The 14761-nt window shown below is 64.3% G+C and carries 11 protein-coding genes; 6 read left to right on the forward strand and 5 right to left on the reverse strand.

Annotated elements, in window-relative coordinates:
• Nucleotides 1–129: 129 nt before the first annotated feature.
• Complete coding sequence (locus AAE027_RS16365) at nucleotides 130–3939, forward strand: YhdP family protein (RefSeq protein WP_370990344.1); 3810 nt, start codon at nucleotides 130–132, stop codon at nucleotides 3937–3939.
• Nucleotides 3940–4121: 182 nt separating this feature from the next.
• On the opposite strand, the gene AAE027_RS16370 is transcribed toward AAE027_RS16365, so the two are convergent.
• The 4 genes from AAE027_RS16370 to tyrS form a co-directional block, all read right to left on the reverse strand.
• The gene (locus tag AAE027_RS16370) at nucleotides 4122–5816 is read right to left on the reverse strand and encodes a methyl-accepting chemotaxis protein (RefSeq protein ID WP_370990345.1); all 1695 of its coding nucleotides are present in this window, start codon (nucleotides 5814–5816) and stop codon (nucleotides 4122–4124) included.
• 359 nt (nucleotides 5817–6175) lie between these two features.
• Nucleotides 6176–6613, reverse strand: coding sequence for a DoxX family protein (locus AAE027_RS16375; protein WP_370990346.1), 438 nt, complete (start codon nucleotides 6611–6613; stop codon nucleotides 6176–6178).
• Between the two features lie 220 nt (nucleotides 6614–6833).
• Entirely contained in the window at nucleotides 6834–8105 is a 1272-nt protein-coding gene (locus tag AAE027_RS16380) for an MFS transporter (RefSeq protein ID WP_370990347.1), read from the reverse strand.
• A 57-nt stretch (nucleotides 8106–8162) separates the two neighbouring features.
• Nucleotides 8163–9416: a tyrosine--tRNA ligase gene (gene tyrS / locus AAE027_RS16385; RefSeq protein WP_370990348.1), complete on the reverse strand. Its 1254-nt coding sequence runs from the start codon at nucleotides 9414–9416 to the stop codon at nucleotides 8163–8165.
• Nucleotides 9417–9581: 165 nt separating this feature from the next.
• On the opposite strand from tyrS, the gene AAE027_RS16390 reads away from it, so the two are divergent.
• The 3 genes from AAE027_RS16390 to AAE027_RS16400 all read left to right on the forward strand — a co-directional run bounded on the left by AAE027_RS16390 (nucleotide 9582) and on the right by AAE027_RS16400 (nucleotide 11793).
• Nucleotides 9582–10685 carry an anhydro-N-acetylmuramic acid kinase gene (locus AAE027_RS16390; RefSeq protein WP_370990349.1) on the forward strand — a complete coding sequence of 368 codons (1104 nt, stop codon included), beginning with the start codon at nucleotides 9582–9584 and terminating at the stop codon, nucleotides 10683–10685.
• 96 nt (nucleotides 10686–10781) lie between these two features.
• Nucleotides 10782–11459, forward strand: a complete 678-nt coding sequence (locus AAE027_RS16395) for a glutathione S-transferase family protein (RefSeq protein WP_370990357.1) — start codon at nucleotides 10782–10784, stop codon at nucleotides 11457–11459.
• Between the two features lie 10 nt (nucleotides 11460–11469).
• A complete protein-coding gene (locus tag AAE027_RS16400; protein ID WP_370990350.1) occupies nucleotides 11470–11793 on the forward strand; it encodes a DMT family transporter in 324 nt (107 codons plus the stop codon).
• A gap of 127 nt (nucleotides 11794–11920) precedes the next feature.
• Here AAE027_RS16400 and AAE027_RS16405 read toward each other — a convergent pair whose 3' ends face one another.
• Nucleotides 11921–12568, reverse strand: coding sequence for an alpha/beta hydrolase (locus AAE027_RS16405; RefSeq protein ID WP_014495555.1), 648 nt, complete (start codon nucleotides 12566–12568; stop codon nucleotides 11921–11923).
• A gap of 336 nt (nucleotides 12569–12904) precedes the next feature.
• Here AAE027_RS16405 and AAE027_RS16410 point away from each other — a divergent pair, with 336 nt between their 5' ends.
• Together AAE027_RS16410 and AAE027_RS16415 are read left to right on the forward strand one after the other, a co-directional pair.
• Nucleotides 12905–14044: a cysteine desulfurase family protein gene (locus AAE027_RS16410; RefSeq protein ID WP_370990351.1), complete on the forward strand. Its 1140-nt coding sequence runs from the start codon at nucleotides 12905–12907 to the stop codon at nucleotides 14042–14044.
• 122 nt (nucleotides 14045–14166) lie between these two features.
• Nucleotides 14167–14761, forward strand: a 595-nt coding sequence (locus AAE027_RS16415; RefSeq protein WP_479714224.1) for a SufB/SufD family protein, incomplete at its 3' end; no start/stop codon positions are given.

The raw sequence follows: 14761 nt of genomic DNA on the forward strand, positions 1-14761 counted from the left end.
GGAATCGCGCCCTCGGCTGGGCAAGTCTGACGACGCCGGAGTATGGTTACAAGGAATTCCACGCACCACCCCACTGCTCGTTGAACGCGCTCCCGGGGCGAAATGACGAACAGCAGGAATATTCGAGGTATGGCGGCAGTGCCGGCGCGGGGGTCTTCGCTCCCCCTCGACGGCTGCGGTCCCGGCGGCGCTCAATCCTACGATGGGCGCCTGTATCGAGAGGCAATGGCAAGGAATAAGTCGCCCCAGGACTACAACCGGGACTTCGATCGGCACGGCGGCCAATACGAGCCGCGGGAATGGGACGACGCCGACTGGGATCCGGATCAGGAGGCGGCCGCGGGCCATCGCGCGCGCCGGCTGTTGTCGCGTTCCAATTCGGGCTTCCATCGTTTCGGTGACGGGTTCAGGTCGTTGCAGCGCTGGCAGGGCGGCGGTCGATGGCTGATGCGCTTTGCCGTCGTCGTCAGTGCCCTCATCGTCATTTTCGTCGGCTGTTTCGGCGCGCTGTGGTGGCGGCTCGGCGCGGGTCCCATCAATCTCGACATTGCAACGCCATGGCTGGCAGCCGCCATCGAGGACAATATCGGCCACGGCAACACCGTGGAGGTGGGCGGCACGCAGATCGAGCGGGCGGGGCGGGTCCGGATCGCCGTCCGCATCCGTGACATCATCGTCCGCGACCGCGATCACGCCATTGTCGCCAGTGCGCCGAAGGCCGAGGTGAAGCTGTCGGGTGCGGGTCTCCTCATGGGGCATCTGCGCGCGGAAAGCCTCAATCTCGTCGATGCCGAGCTCGCGATCCGCATCGCGCCTGACGGCACCGTCACGGTCTCGGCCGGCGACACCGCAAAGCCGCTGGCAACCGGCGTGGCCTCCAAGAAAGAGGCAGGCTTGCCGCCGACATTCCCGCGCAATGGCGTCCCGCCGCCGCCATTCGCCACAGCGCCTGCGAGCCCGGACGCGTCCCAGGCCGCGCCTCAGGCGACCGCACAGAGCGGAATCCTGCAGGGCCTCGATTGGCTCGACAGTCTGAGCATGACCGGGCTCGACGGCCAGAACCTCAACGAGATCGGTCTGAAGAACGGCAATCTGATCGTCGACGACCAGCAGCGTGGTAGCAAATGGTCGTTCGAGAACATCACGCTGAGCCTGCGCCGGCCGAGCCATGGCGGCGTCACGCTCAGCCTCGGCGAGGAGGGTGCGCGTCCGTGGATGCTGCGCGCCACGATCGGGCCGGCCGAGAACGGCGTGCGTTCGGTCGATATCCGCGCCGACAAGGTCTCGACCTCGAACATCCTGTTGGCGCTGCGTGTCAAGGATCTCACCTATACCGCTGACCTGCCGCTGACGGGTGAGCTGAAGGGCGAGCTCGGCCGCGACGGCGTTCCGACCTTCTTCCGCGGCAAGATCGCGGTCGGCGCGGGCAACATCATCGACACCGACACGCCGGATTATCCGATGGCGATCGATCAGGCCGAGATCAACGTCGAGTGGGACGCGAACCGGCGGGTGTTGGTCGCACCGTTCAAGGTTCTCTCTGGCGCCAACCGCCTGACGCTGCTGGGGCATCTCGAGCCACCGAACGGTGCTACCAATGATTGGCAGCTCGGCTTCAGTGGCGGTTCGATCCTGCTGGGTGGCATCGACAACGAGCCGCCGCTCGTCTTCAACCGGATTGCGATCGGCTTCCGTTTCGACACCGACCACAAGCGCCTCTTGCTGACGCAGGCCGATATCAGCAATGGCGAGATCGGCGTCGCCGGCACCGGTGCCATCGACTATTCCGGTGAGCCGCGGCTGACGCTGGGCTTTGCGGGAACGCCGATGTCGGCCTCCGCGCTGAAGCGGATGTGGCCCACATTGATCGTTCCCGAGCTGCGTGAATGGGTGATCGAGCGGATCGAGCGCGGCACGCTCCAGCGCATCGAGATCGGCATCAACTCGCCGGTGAAGAACCTTCCGCGCAAGGGGCCTCCGATCCCCGACGACGGCCTGTCGGTCAACATCGTCGCAAACGGTGTCGCCGTGCGTCCCGTGGACGGCATGCCGGTGGTGCATGATGCCGATCTGAAGGCGCGCGTGACCGGCCGCACCGCGACCGTGAACATCGGGCAGGGCATTGCCGATACGCCCGCCGGCCGCAAGATCACGATCTCCGACTTCACCTTCGAGGTGCCGGACATGGCGCCCAAGCCGTCGCCGTCGCGCACGAAGTTCCGCGTCGAAGGACCCGTGCCCGCCGCGGCCGAAATGCTCGCCAATGATCGCCTGAGCGATCTGTCGTCGACCGTCGTCGATCCCAACACCAGCAAGGGAACGTTCTCGGCGAATATCCAGCTCGGCATGCCGGTCAAGGGCGAGCTGACCAAGGCCGACACCACCTATGCCGTGACCGCCGACCTCAACGGCTTTGCCGCCGACAAGCTGGTGATGAATCAGAAGCTGGAGGCCAACAACCTCAAGATCGTCGCGAGTAACCAGGGCTATCAGGTCAAGGGCGACGTCAAGATCAACGGACAGGCCGCCTCGCTCGATTATCGCAAGCCGACTGAAGGCGATGCGGACGTCAGATTGCAGGCGACGCTGGACGATGCCAGCCGCGCGCGCCTGGGATTTGATCTGAGCCCCGCCGTCAGCGGATCGTTGCCGATCAAGCTGTCGGGCAAGATCGCGAGCGGCGCGGATCAGACCACGAAGCTCGGCGTCGAGGCCGATCTGACCTCGGTCAAGCTCGACAACATCCTGCCCGGCTGGGTCAAGCTGCCAGGCAAGTCGGGGAAAGCCAGCTTCAAGGTGGTGCCGACGGCGCAATCGACGCGCCTGGAAGATATCGTCATCGAAGGCGGCGGCGCCTCGATCAAGGGCTCGCTCGAGGTCGACGCGAACGGCGACCTCATGAACGTGAATTTCCCGACCTATTCGCCGTCTGACGGCGACAAGACCTCATTGAAGGCCGAGCGCGGTCAGGACGGCGTGCTGCGCGGCACGATGCGCGGCGACGTGTTCGACGGCCGCGGCTTCCTGAAGTCGGCGATCTCAGGCAATTCCAAGGACGACGGCAAGAACAAGATGAAGAACGTCGATTTCGATATCGACGTGAAGCTCGGTGCCGTCGCGGGTTTCAACGGCGAGGCGATGCGCAGCGTCGACGCGAAGATGTCGAAACGCAATGGCGCCATCAAAGCATTTTCGCTGAGCGGCAAGATCGGTCGCGACACGCCGGTGGCAGCCGATTTGCGCGGCGGCCGCGCGCAAGGCAATCGCGAGGTGATCTATCTCCAGACCAACGATGCCGGCGCGCTGCTGCGCTTCACCGACACCTACACCAAGGCGGTCGGCGGCCAGATGGTGGTGGCGATGGAGCCGCCGACGTCCGAGCCGAACACGTCGCGCGAGGGCCTCATCAACGTGCGCGACTTCACGGTCAAGGGCGAGGCGCAGCTCGAACGCGTCGCTGCCGGCGCGCCCAACGGCACCGGCAACGGCGTCTCCTTCAGCGCGCTCCGCGCCGAGTTCACACGGCAGAATGGCGCGCTCACGATCCGCGACGGCGTGGTCAAGGGGCCGATGATCGGTGCCACCATCGAGGGCTCGATCGACTATCCCGGCAACCAGGTCTGCATGAGCGGCACCTTCGTGCCGATGTATGGCGTCAACAACATCTTCGGCCAGATCCCGTTGTTCGGCATCTTCCTCGGCGGCGGTAACAACGAAGGTCTGATCGGCGTGACCTACGAGGTCGTCGGCACGCCGGCCGCGCCCGTGATGCGCGTCAATCCGATCTCGGCGATGGCGCCGGGCCTGTTCCGCAAGATCTTCGAATTCAACACCGGCAAGCAGAACTCGCCATTCGAAGAATTCCCGTCGCAGTCGAATGACGGTTCGACCGGATCGACGCGCCAGCTGTCGAGCGGCTGCAGCCTCGCGCGGCGATAGAAGCGGGGCTCATTGTAGTTCGCAGCTGATCAGATTCGATTGTAGCCACGTGCGCTCCCTCTCCCGCTTGCGGGAGAGGGCTGGGGAGAGGGTGCCTCCGCAGCGAGATTCCCAATGAGGAGAAAGCCCTCACCCGGCGCTTCGCGCCGACCTCTCCCGCAAGCGGGAGAGGTGAAGAGCGTTTACGCCGCGCGCACGCCGGCCAGGAACGTGCCGACTTCGCCGGAGAGCTGTTCGGCCTGCTTGGAGAGGCTCGAGGCAGCCGCGAGCACCATGCCGGCGGCATTGCCGGTCTCGTTCGCAGCGGTGCTGACGCCGCCGATATTGGTGGTGACCTCCTTGGTCGCCTCCGCGGTCTGCGAGACGCTGCGGGCGATCTCGGCGGTGGCGGCGCCTTGCTCCTCGATGGCGGCGCCGATCGAGGTGGCGATGCGGCTGACCTCCTCGATGGTGGCGGTGATGCCGCCGATCGCGTCCACCGCTTCCTTGGTCGCGCCCTGGATCTGGGCGATCTTGTCGCCGATCTCGCGGGTGGCTTCCGCGGTCTGGCTCGCGAGCGACTTCACCTCGGATGCGACGACGGCAAAGCCGCGACCGGCGTCGCCCGCGCGTGCAGCCTCGATGGTGGCGTTGAGTGCGAGCAGATTGGTCTGTGCCGCGATGCTGGAGATCAGCTCGGCGACATGCTCGATCTGCTGGGCACCATCGGACAGCGCGCGCACGATGGTGTCGGTGCGGCGGGCACTGTCCACCGCGCGTCCGGTGACCTCGGCAGACTGCGCGACCTGACGGCTGATCTCGGTGATGGAGGAGGAGAGCTCTTCGGCTGCAGCCGCAACCGTCTGGACGCGCTGGCTGGCCTCGGTGGCGGCCGAGCCGACCACAGCGGCGCGGCGGTTGGTGCCTTCGGCGGTGGACGACATCGACTTGGCGGTGGCCTCGAGCTCGCCGGAGCCCGAAGCCATCAGGCCGACGAGCTGGCCGACGGAGGCATCGAAGCGGTCGGCAAGCGCGATCAAGGCATCGCGCTTCTCCTGCTCGCTGCGGGTTTTGGTGGCGACCTGCTCGGCCTCCAGGGTGCGCGCCGTCAGCGCTGTTTGCCGCAGCACTTCGAGCGTCTCGGCCATGCGGCCGATCTCGTCGCCGCGGCCGGTCTCCTCGACCACCTTGTCGATGGCGCCTTCGGAAATCTCCTGCATGCGGTTCTTCTGGCGGTCGAGTGCGCCGAGCACGTCGCGGGCGATTAGCCAGGACAGCGTCGCCATCAGCAGCATCAGGCCGATGCCGATGGCGGCCAGCTCCAGCGTCAATGCGCGCACGTCGGCGTCGATGTCGTCGACATAGAGTCCGTAGCTGATCGTCACGTTCCAGGGCGCGAATTTGCGTGCGAACACGGTCTTGCGGACCGGCTCGGTCTGGCCGGGGCGGGGATAGAGATAAGAGGTCACGCCGCCTTGCGCGGTCTCGCTGCCGGCCTTGACGATGGCGTCGGCGATCAGCACGCCGTTGGAATCCTTGGCGCCGGTGATCTTGCCTTCGAGCTGCTGATTGGCGCCGTTCACGACCAGGGAGGTGTCCTGATTATAGACCACCGGATAGCCCTGGCCGTCGTTGAAGTTCATGCGTCGGCCGCGCTGGTGGAACAAGCTCTTGGCCTCGGCTTGCGTGAGCTTGCCGGCCGTCACCTCGTCCTGGAGCGATTGCGCGTAGTTATAGAGGAGCTCCACCGCAGTCCGCATCTGCTGGATGCGGTCCTCCATCATGCGGCTCTTGCTGAGCAGGGCCGATACCCCGATGATGGCCGTGACCGTGAGCGCCGCGAGGCAGACCATGCTGGCAAGCTTGGTGCGGATCTTGAGATGACTCAGCAGTTGCATCACGGCCTCGACGGGATGGTTGTTATTGCACGCGTCGGTAGCATGAAGTTCTTACCAATCATGAACGGACGCGTGCGACGCGCTGCCGCGCACGCAGCGTTCGCAGCCGCATGCGCAAATGTGCAGGCGCAACGCGCTTCGCTTGCGCATGGCGCGCCGGATCGCGGTGAGAAATGATGCTGGATTGTGGTTATGACCGAGCCTGGCCGGGACAGCGATGAATCGATTCGTTCACCGCATCATCATGTCCGTGCTGCTCGTGGCGGCCCTCGTCCTGATCTGGAACGTGCTGGGCTCGCGGTAGATGACACCGGCGAAGCTGCCGGCGCCATCCGTTACTTGCACGCCAATTGCGCGGGTCAGCGCCGCGCGTAGGCGTCGCCGGCCGAATCGCTTTCCTTGCCCATCACCGCATCGACGCTGACCGAGCCGCCGCCGGCTGCCGAGAGGTAGAGGCAGGTAAAGCAGAACAGGATCGCGGCGGTGCCGCCGTTGAGCAGCGGCAGGAACACCGGCGCTTCGCCCTTGAACATGTGGCCCATGAAGTAGGCGAAGGCCATTTCACCCGAGAGAATGAAAGCCGAGAGGCGGGTGAACAGCCCGAGCATCAGGAGCGCTCCGAGCACAAGCTCGAGCGTACCGGCCGCGTAGATGATCGGCGGGATGTTCGCGAAGTACGGGAGCACCGGAAACTTGAACAGCTTGGCAATACCGTACTGGAACAGCAACAGGCCGGTGATGAAGCGGAACAGGCTCAGGAGAACCGGTTGAAAGCGGGTGAGATAAAGAAAGTTCATTGGTTTGCCCTCCATCCAATGCTGTGACCCAATGCTGCGACTTGGACCGCATTCGGTTCGGCCTCGCAAGCCACCCAGGATCAATTCCGTTCTGACATTTTCGTCATGTCAGAAAAACACCGCAGGCTCGCGTTCGATCCGAATTTTTTGCTCGTGTTTGCGTCATGCCCACCCGTAATTGTCCGGTGACGCCAATGAGCTCAAGTTACCCCTGAGAAACCTACCGCCGCAAGGCGGGCACGACCAGGAACGGAATCATCCCGAGCACCACGCTCGCAAGTGCGAAGGCGAGCACTGCATTGTAGCCGTGGGTTGCGTCATGAATCAGGCCGCCGCTCCAGGAGCCGAATGCCGAGCCGAGGCCGCTGCCGATCGAGATGGTGCCGTAGATGGTACCGACGCGCTTGCCCTGGAAGATTCGCATCGCGGTGGCACTGATCAGCGGGCCGCGAGAGCCCATCATGCTGCCGAAGCAGACGACGAAACCGGTGAGCAGGATGATGTTCGGATCATACTGCAAGAGCCAGAGCAGGAAGATGCCGAGGATCGAGATCGCGTAGCTCAGCAGCACCGACGGCCGGCGCCCGATCAGCCCGTCGAGGGCGGAGACTCCCAACATGCCGAACACCAGCACGACGCCGGAGAAGCCCCAGGCGGTTGCGGCCTGGAGCGGCGGAAAGCCGGCGTCGATCAGATAGGCCACGATCTGCGCGGCGATCGCATACATGCCGACCGCGGTGAAGAAGAAGGTCGAGAACAGCGCCCAGAATGCGTGGTGTCGCATGGCGCGGAGGAGCGTCCAGCCGTTGTCCACGAAATCCGGATCGGTCTTCTTCACGACATGCGACGAGCCGGCAGCGAACAGCCGCCACGGCAGCAGCATGAGTGGCACCAGCAGGCCCAGAGCCGCGAAGCCGAACAGCTGGTAGGTGCCGCGCCAGCCGATGTGATCGATCAGGAGCTGCGAGGCCGGCAGCAGCGCCAGCACGCCGCCGCCCATCGCCGAATAGACCACCGACATCGCAGTCGGCAGGCGGGGCCCGAACCAGCGACCAAGCAGGATCGAGTTCGGTACGATGCCGATGAAGGCAATGCCGATGCCGACGCAGAGGCCGATCGAGAGCTGGAATTGCCACAGGTGTTGTGCGTGCGCTGCGATCAGGAACGCAGCGCCGAGCAAAAGCAGCCCGAGCGCGTAGACGATGCGCGGTCCGGAATGATCGAACAGGCGTCCGACGAAGGGCGCGGTGAGGCCGCTGGCGAGCCAGGTCAGCGAATAGACCGAGACGATCTGCGCTCGGTCCCAGCCGAAGCTCTCCGAGATCGGCTTCAGGAACACCGTAAAGCTGTCGCCGAGCCCGCGGCCCAGCACAGCCAGCGTGAAGCAGAGCGCGAGCACGGTGAGCGCGATGCGCACGGCGCCTTGCGGCGTTGCCGCGACGCCATCCTTGCTCGTTTCCCTGTTTGTTTCCCTGGGCGTGTTCTGGTCCATTGCCGGTCAGGGAGCGCGCTTCGGCGCGCCCTGACAAGCAGCGAAAAGCTCATACGGCTATGCAGGCTTGATGAGGACGTGCTTCTTCTTGCCGAACGACAGCTTGATCACGCCCTCCGGCGTCAGATTGGCTCCTGACAGCGCCATCTTCTCGTCTGTGACCGGCGCGTCGTTGATGCGCAGGCCGCCGCCCTTGATCTGGCGTCGGGCTTCGCCGTTGGAGGCAACCAAGCCCGCCCTCACGAAGGCGTTGAGCACGCCAAAGCCGGCATCGAACTCGCCGCGCGGAATTTCCACCGTCGGCAGGCTTTCGGCGAGCGTACCTTCCTCGAAGGTGCGGCGCGCGGTTTCGGCTGCCTGGTTAGCAGCGTCGCGGCCGTGCAAGAGCGCGGTCGCTTCGGTCGCGAGCACCTTCTTGGCCTCGTTGATCTCGGAGCCGCCGAGCGCCTCGAGCTTCTTGATCTCAGCTATCGGCAGCGTCGTGAACAGCTTCAGGAATTTGCCGACGTCGGCATCCTCGGTGTTGCGCCAGTACTGCCAGAAATCATACGGCGAGAACTGGTCGGCGTTGAGCCAGACCGCGCCTTGCGCCGTCTTGCCCATCTTGGCGCCGGACGCGGTCGTCAGCAGCGGCGTCGTCAGCGCGAACAGTTGGTGCGTGCCCATGCGGCGGCCGAGATCGACGCCCATGATGATGTTGCCCCATTGGTCGGAGCCGCCCATCTGCAGGCGGCAGCCGGTGCGCTTGGCGAGCTCGACGAAGTCGTAGGCCTGGCAGACCATGTAGTTGAACTCGATGAAGCTCATCTCCTGCTCGCGTTCGAGGCGCAGCCGCACGGAGTCCATGGTCAGCATGCGGTTGACCGAGAAATGCCGGCCGACGTCACGCAGCATCTCGATCCAGTTCAGCCTGGTCAGCCACTCCGCATTGTCGAGCATGATGGCGTCGCTCTTGCCCTCGCCATAGTGCAGCACCTTTGCGAACACGCCGCGGATCGAGGCCTTGTTGGCCTCGATCTCGGCAACGGTGCGCATCGCGCGCGTCTCGTCCTTGCCGGAGGGATCGCCCACCATCGTGGTACCGCCGCCCATCAGCGTGATCGGCTTGTTGCCCGACTGCTGGAGCCAGTGCAGCATCATCATGGTCAGATAGTTGCCGATGTGCAGCGAGGGGGCGGTGCAATCGTAGCCGACATAGGTGATCGCCTCGCCCTTGGCGGCGAGCGCGTCCAGCCCCTCGAAATCGGAGCACTGGTGGATGAATCCACGTTCCTGCAGGGTATTGAGGAAATCCGATTTAAATGCAGTCATCTGTCGGCGTGCCTGACAATTCTTGGTTTACTGTTTTGGGGGCAATTTAAGAGTCTTGCATGGGAACTCGATTGCCGCCCGCCACTTGGCGCTGTGGCATTATAAGATGTGTCCCTCTGGCACAAGATCGGCATGCCAGGGCAGGTCTTTTGAGGACGCTGATCCATGATGTTGACGGCACTCGGTTTGATGAGCGGCACCTCGCTGGACGGTGTGGATGTCGCGCTGATCGAAACCGACGGTAAGCAGGTGAAGGCGTTCGGGCCGACCGGCTACCGGCCCTATAGCCCCGCTGAGCGCAATCTGCTGCGCCAGGCGCTGAGCGAGGCCGTGCACCTGTCCCAACGCGATGCCCGGCCGGGGATCCTGACCGAGGCCGAGCGCGTGGTGACGCGGGCCCATGCCGAGGCGGTCGCCACTTTCGTCGCGCAGAACCGGATGAGGCCGGAGGACATCGACATCGTCGGCTTCCACGGCCAGACCGTGCTGCACCGGCCCGAAAAGCGGCTGACGGTACAGATCGGCGATGGGCCGGCGCTGGCCAAGGCGATCCATATCCCGGTGGTGCATGATTTCCGCGCCGCCGACGTCGAGGCCGGCGGGCAGGGCGCGCCGTTCGTGCCGGTTTACCACCGGGCATTGGCCAATTCGCTCGAGCGCGAGGGGCCGATTGTCGTGGTCAATATCGGCGGCGTCTCCAACATCACCTATATCGACGGCAACGACACGCTGATCGCCTGCGACACCGGGCCCGGCAATGCGCTGCTCGACGACTTCATGTACCGCAGCATGAACCAGGCGTTCGATGCGGAAGGAAAATTCGCCGCGCTCGGCAAGGCTGATGAAGCCTGGATCGCGCGCGCACTGGAGCGGCCGTTCTTTGCAGCTCCGCCGCCAAAGTCGCTCGACCGCAATGATTTTGCCGCGCTGAAGCTCGGCGACATGCCGCCGGCCGACGGCGCCGCGACGCTGACCGCTTTCACCGCCGCCGCGATCGCCCGCATCATGCCGCTGCTGCCGCGGCGGCCGCGTAGCTGGATCGTCTGCGGCGGCGGGGCCCGCAACCTCACCATGCTGCGGATGCTGCGCGAGCGGGTCGGCTCGGCCATCGTCGAGGCCGCCGAAACGCTCGGCTGGGCCTCCGACGCCATCGAGGCGCAGGCCTTCGGCTTCCTTGCTGCCCGGGGACTGAAGGGCCTGCCGCTGTCCTATCCGGCGACCACGGGCGTGCCGATGCCGATGACGGGCGGGGTGATCGCGCGGCCCTGAAGTCACAGGCAGTTGATGCAGATGCATCGACCTTGACGAGTTAATGCAGCTGCATCTATATAGATGCAGTTGCATTTAACCGCCGAGATCGCCACCATGACCGCTTCGCTCAAACTGATCAGCCACAAGCTTTGTCCCTACGTGCAGCGTGCCGTCATCGCGCTCAAGGAGAAGGGCGTGCCGTTCGAGCGGATCGATATCGATCTCGCCAACAAGCCCGAATGGTTCCTGAAGCTATCGCCGCTCGGCAAGGTGCCGGTGCTGGTGGTTGCGACCGACAAGGGCGAGGTTGCGTTGTTCGAGAGCAACGTGATCTGCGAGTACATCGAAGAGACGCAGGGCGGCGCGAAGCTGCATCCGGCGGATGCGCTGAAACGTGCCGAGCACCGCGCCTGGATGGAGTTCGGCTCGGCGATCCTCGGCGACCTCTGGGGGCTGGAGACGACGACGGACCCTGCGACGCTCGAGAGCAAGCGCCAGGCGCTCGCGGCCAAATTCGCGCGCGTGGAAGCCGCGCTTGGCGCAGGGCCGTATTTCGCCGGCGATACGTTCAGCCTCGTCGACGCAGTGTTCGCGCCGATTTTTCGCTATTTCGATGTGTTCGATGAATTGACCGAGCTTGGCATCTTCAGCGATCTGCCCAGGGTCCGCGGGTGGCGGGCCGAGCTCGCGAAGCGACCCAGCGTGCGCGCCGCAGTCGGGGCGGACTATCCGCAATTGTTGCGGGCCTTCCTGGTGCGCCATGACGCGCATCTCTTGAAGCTCGCGGCCTGAGGCGACGCCGATGTCGCAGTCCATGGCCTGGCTCATGCTGGTGATCGCCGGCGCGCTTGATATCGGCTGGGCGATCTCGATGAAATATGCGGAAGGCTACACGCGCGCAGGCTGGAGCCTCACCTCGCTGGTGCTGCTCGCCGCCTTCGTCTTCCTGCTCGGGCGCGCCTTGAAGGTGCTCGAGGTCGGCGTTGCCTATTCGGTGTGGACCGGCATTGGCGCGGCCGGCACATTCCTGATGGGCGTCATGCTATTCGGCGAAACCTTGAGCGCGGTGAAGCTTGCGGGCATCGCGCTTGTGCTGACGGGGATCGTCGCCCTCAAGCTGGCTTGAGCGGCGAACTCAGTCCCGTAGCCCGGATGGAGCGGAAGCGCAATCCGGGGCCCTGTATCTGCGGATGGAGTTTCCCGGATTTCGCTTGCGCTCCATCCGGGCTACAGGACCTTAGTGCTATAGGGCCTCAGCGCACGTTGGCGAGGCGCATGTCGAGATAGGCCGTGATGGTTTCCATCAGCGGCTCGAGTTTGGCGTCGAAGAAGTGATTGGCGCCGGGAATGACCTGCTGGTCGATCACGATGCCCTTCTGCGTCTTCAGCTTCTCGACCAGCGTGTTGACGTCCTTTGGCGGCACCACCGCATCCTTCTCGCCATGCACGATCAGGCCCGAGGACGGGCAGGGCGCAAGGAACGAGAAGTCGTAGAGATTGGCAGGCGGCGCGATCGAGATGAAGCCTTCAACCTCGGGCCGGCGCATCAGGAGTTGCATGCCGATCCAGGCGCCGAAGGAGAAGCCGGCGACCCAGCAGGCGCGCGCCTCGGGATTGATGGTCTGCGCCCAATCCAGCGCAGCCGCTGCATCCGACAATTCGCCGGTGCCATGGTCGAACGAGCCCTGGCTGCGGCCGACGCCGCGGAAATTGAAGCGCAGCACGGAGAAGCCGCGATGCGCAAAGGCGTAGTAGCACTGATACACGATCTGATGGTTCATCGTGCCATGGAACTGCGGATGCGGATGCAGGATCATCGCGATCGGCGCGTTCTTCTGCTTGGCCGGATGGTAGCGGCCTTCGAGACGGCCGGCAGGGCCGGTAAAAATGACTTCGGGCATCGATGATCTCTTGATTGATTTCCTGGAGGCGACCTCGGCAATCAACCGATTGTGGCTTCATCGGCAGATGCCGACGAAAGCGCAATGAAGAGTGAGAGGGCGCGTCGTGCGGTGATGCGCTGACGGCGCGCGGTGGCTTGACGGTGCGCGTTCTAACATAGGCACAGGGTCAAAAAGCAAGCATCTTGAACATCGCCCAACGGGTTCAAGACGTTAGCGTGTCATGGTCGCGTCACCGCGACCGCACCGTTCGGAATCATGGTTGCCAAGCGCGTGCCCGCGGCCCATGTCGGGACGACGGAAATGCCCCTTTGATTTGAGGTAATATCTTACTCAATGCCGACCCGGGTCTATCTCGATTGGAACGCGACCACGCCGCTCCGCGCTGAGGCGAGGGCTGCGATGCTGGCTACATACGACCTGATCGGCAATCCATCCTCGGTCCATGCCGAGGGCAGGGAGGCACGGCGCCTGGTCGAGGAGGCCCGTGCCACGCTGGCCACCGCCGTAGGTGCGCTGCCGCGGAACGTCATTTTCACCTCAGCCGGAACCGAAGCCAACGGGCTGGCGCTGTCGCCCGGCCTGCGGGGACCGTCGGGCGGACCCGTCGAGCGACTGCTGGTCTCCGCAGTCGAGCATGCCTCGGTGCTGGCGGGCGGCCGGTTCCCGGCGGACAAGATCGGTCAGATTCGAGTGTCGCGCTCCGGCGTGGTCGACCTCGACCACTTGAAGGCCCAACTCAGTGGCGGCCCGCCGGCGCTGGTCTCCATCATGGCCGCCAACAACGAGACGGGCGCGCTCCAGCCGGTCGCGGAGGCGGCGCGGATCGTTCATGAGGTCGGCGGCCTCCTGCATGTCGATGCGATCCAGGCGCTGGGCAAAATTCCGTTCGATATCAAGGCTGTGGGCGCAGACCTTGCGACCTTTTCTGCGCACAAGATCGGCGGCCCGAAGGGCGTTGGCACGCTGGTGGTGGCGGAAGGGCTCGCCGGTCTGGAGCCGGTTCTGCGGGGTGGCGGGCAGGAGCTCAGCCGCCGGGCGGGCACCGAGAATGTCGCTGGGATTGCCGGCTTTGGCGCGGCGGTCAAAGTGGCGCTTCAGGCTCTGCCGGAGGATGCGAAGCGAATGGCAACCCTCAGGGATCATTTGGAAAATGGCCTTCGCGCAATTGCCGGGGTGATCGTCTTTGCGGACGATGTAGAGCGGTTGCCAAATACCGTCCTTTTCACCGCGCCAGGCCTGAAGGCCGGGACCGCTGTGATCGGCTTTGACCTCGCGGGCGTCGCCGTGTCGTCAGGTTCAGCCTGCTCATCAGGAAAGGTCCAGCCGTCCCACGTGCTTTCGGCCATGGGGTACGATCCCATTGTGGCCCAGGGAGCGGTGCGCCTCAGTCTTGGCTGGTCCACGGAACTCGAGGAGATCAATCGAGCGTTAGAGGCTTGGCGAAAGCTCGGTAATAACCTACTTAAGGGCTAGGCGACGAAACACGGCTTGAATGGTTCTAGGTGCGTGCTTTCCGCCAAAAAACATCGTAATAGACGTAATACTCGTCCGAGTTTGATCCACCGCGGTCCTTGAAACCGCGAGCGGAGGATGGAATGCCAGCCGTACAAGAGACGGTCGAGCGCGTGAAGCGCATCGACGTCGACCAGTATCGTTATGGGTTTGAAACCCTGATCGACTCCGAGAAGGCCCCCAAGGGGCTTTCGGAAGAGATCGTAAAGTTCATCTCGCAGAAAAAGAATGAACCCGCCTGGATGCTCCAGTGGCGGCTGGAAGCCTATCGGCGCTGGTTGACCATGACCGAGCCGACCTGGGCACGCGTCGAATATCCCAAGATCGACTTCCAGGACATCTACTATTACGCGGCGCCGAAGCCGAAGAAGACGGTCACCTCGCTCGACGAGATCGATCCGGAGATTCTGAAGACCTACGAAAAGCTCGGCATTCCCTTGCGGGAAGTCGCCATGCTCGAAGGCGTCGAGCCGAAGGTGGGCGAGGAAGACCCCGCCCGCCGCAAGATCGCGGTCGACGCGGTCTTCGATTCGGTCTCGGTGGCGACCACGTTCAAGGCGGAGCTGAAGAAGGCTGGCGTGATCTTCATGCCGATCTCGGAGGCGATCCGCGAGCACCCTGAACTGGTGCAGAAATATCTCGGCTCCGTGGTGCCGACGTCGGACAATTTCTACGCGA

It is taken from the genome of Bradyrhizobium sp. DN3, assembly GCF_041357655.1.
In the GTDB taxonomy this organism is placed as follows: domain Bacteria; phylum Pseudomonadota; class Alphaproteobacteria; order Rhizobiales; family Xanthobacteraceae; genus Bradyrhizobium.

Coding starts and splice junctions, on each gene's coding strand:
- AAE027_RS16375 (WP_370990346.1), bottom strand. CDS start 6,613: ATGAACTTTCTTTATCTCACCCGCTTTCAACCGGTTCTCCTGAGCCTG.
- AAE027_RS16410 (WP_370990351.1), top strand. CDS start 12,905: ATGCCGACCCGGGTCTATCTCGATTGGAACGCGACCACGCCGCTCCGC.
- AAE027_RS16395 (WP_370990357.1), top strand. CDS start 10,782: ATGACCGCTTCGCTCAAACTGATCAGCCACAAGCTTTGTCCCTACGTG.
- AAE027_RS16370 (WP_370990345.1), bottom strand. CDS start 5,816: ATGCAACTGCTGAGTCATCTCAAGATCCGCACCAAGCTTGCCAGCATG.
- AAE027_RS16380 (WP_370990347.1), bottom strand. CDS start 8,105: ATGGACCAGAACACGCCCAGGGAAACAAACAGGGAAACGAGCAAGGAT.
- AAE027_RS16400 (WP_370990350.1), top strand. CDS start 11,470: ATGTCGCAGTCCATGGCCTGGCTCATGCTGGTGATCGCCGGCGCGCTT.
- AAE027_RS16405 (WP_014495555.1), bottom strand. CDS start 12,568: ATGCCCGAAGTCATTTTTACCGGCCCTGCCGGCCGTCTCGAAGGCCGC.
- tyrS (WP_370990348.1), bottom strand. CDS start 9,416: ATGACTGCATTTAAATCGGATTTCCTCAATACCCTGCAGGAACGTGGA.
- AAE027_RS16365 (WP_370990344.1), top strand. CDS start 130: ATGGCGGCAGTGCCGGCGCGGGGGTCTTCGCTCCCCCTCGACGGCTGC.
- AAE027_RS16390 (WP_370990349.1), top strand. CDS start 9,582: ATGATGTTGACGGCACTCGGTTTGATGAGCGGCACCTCGCTGGACGGT.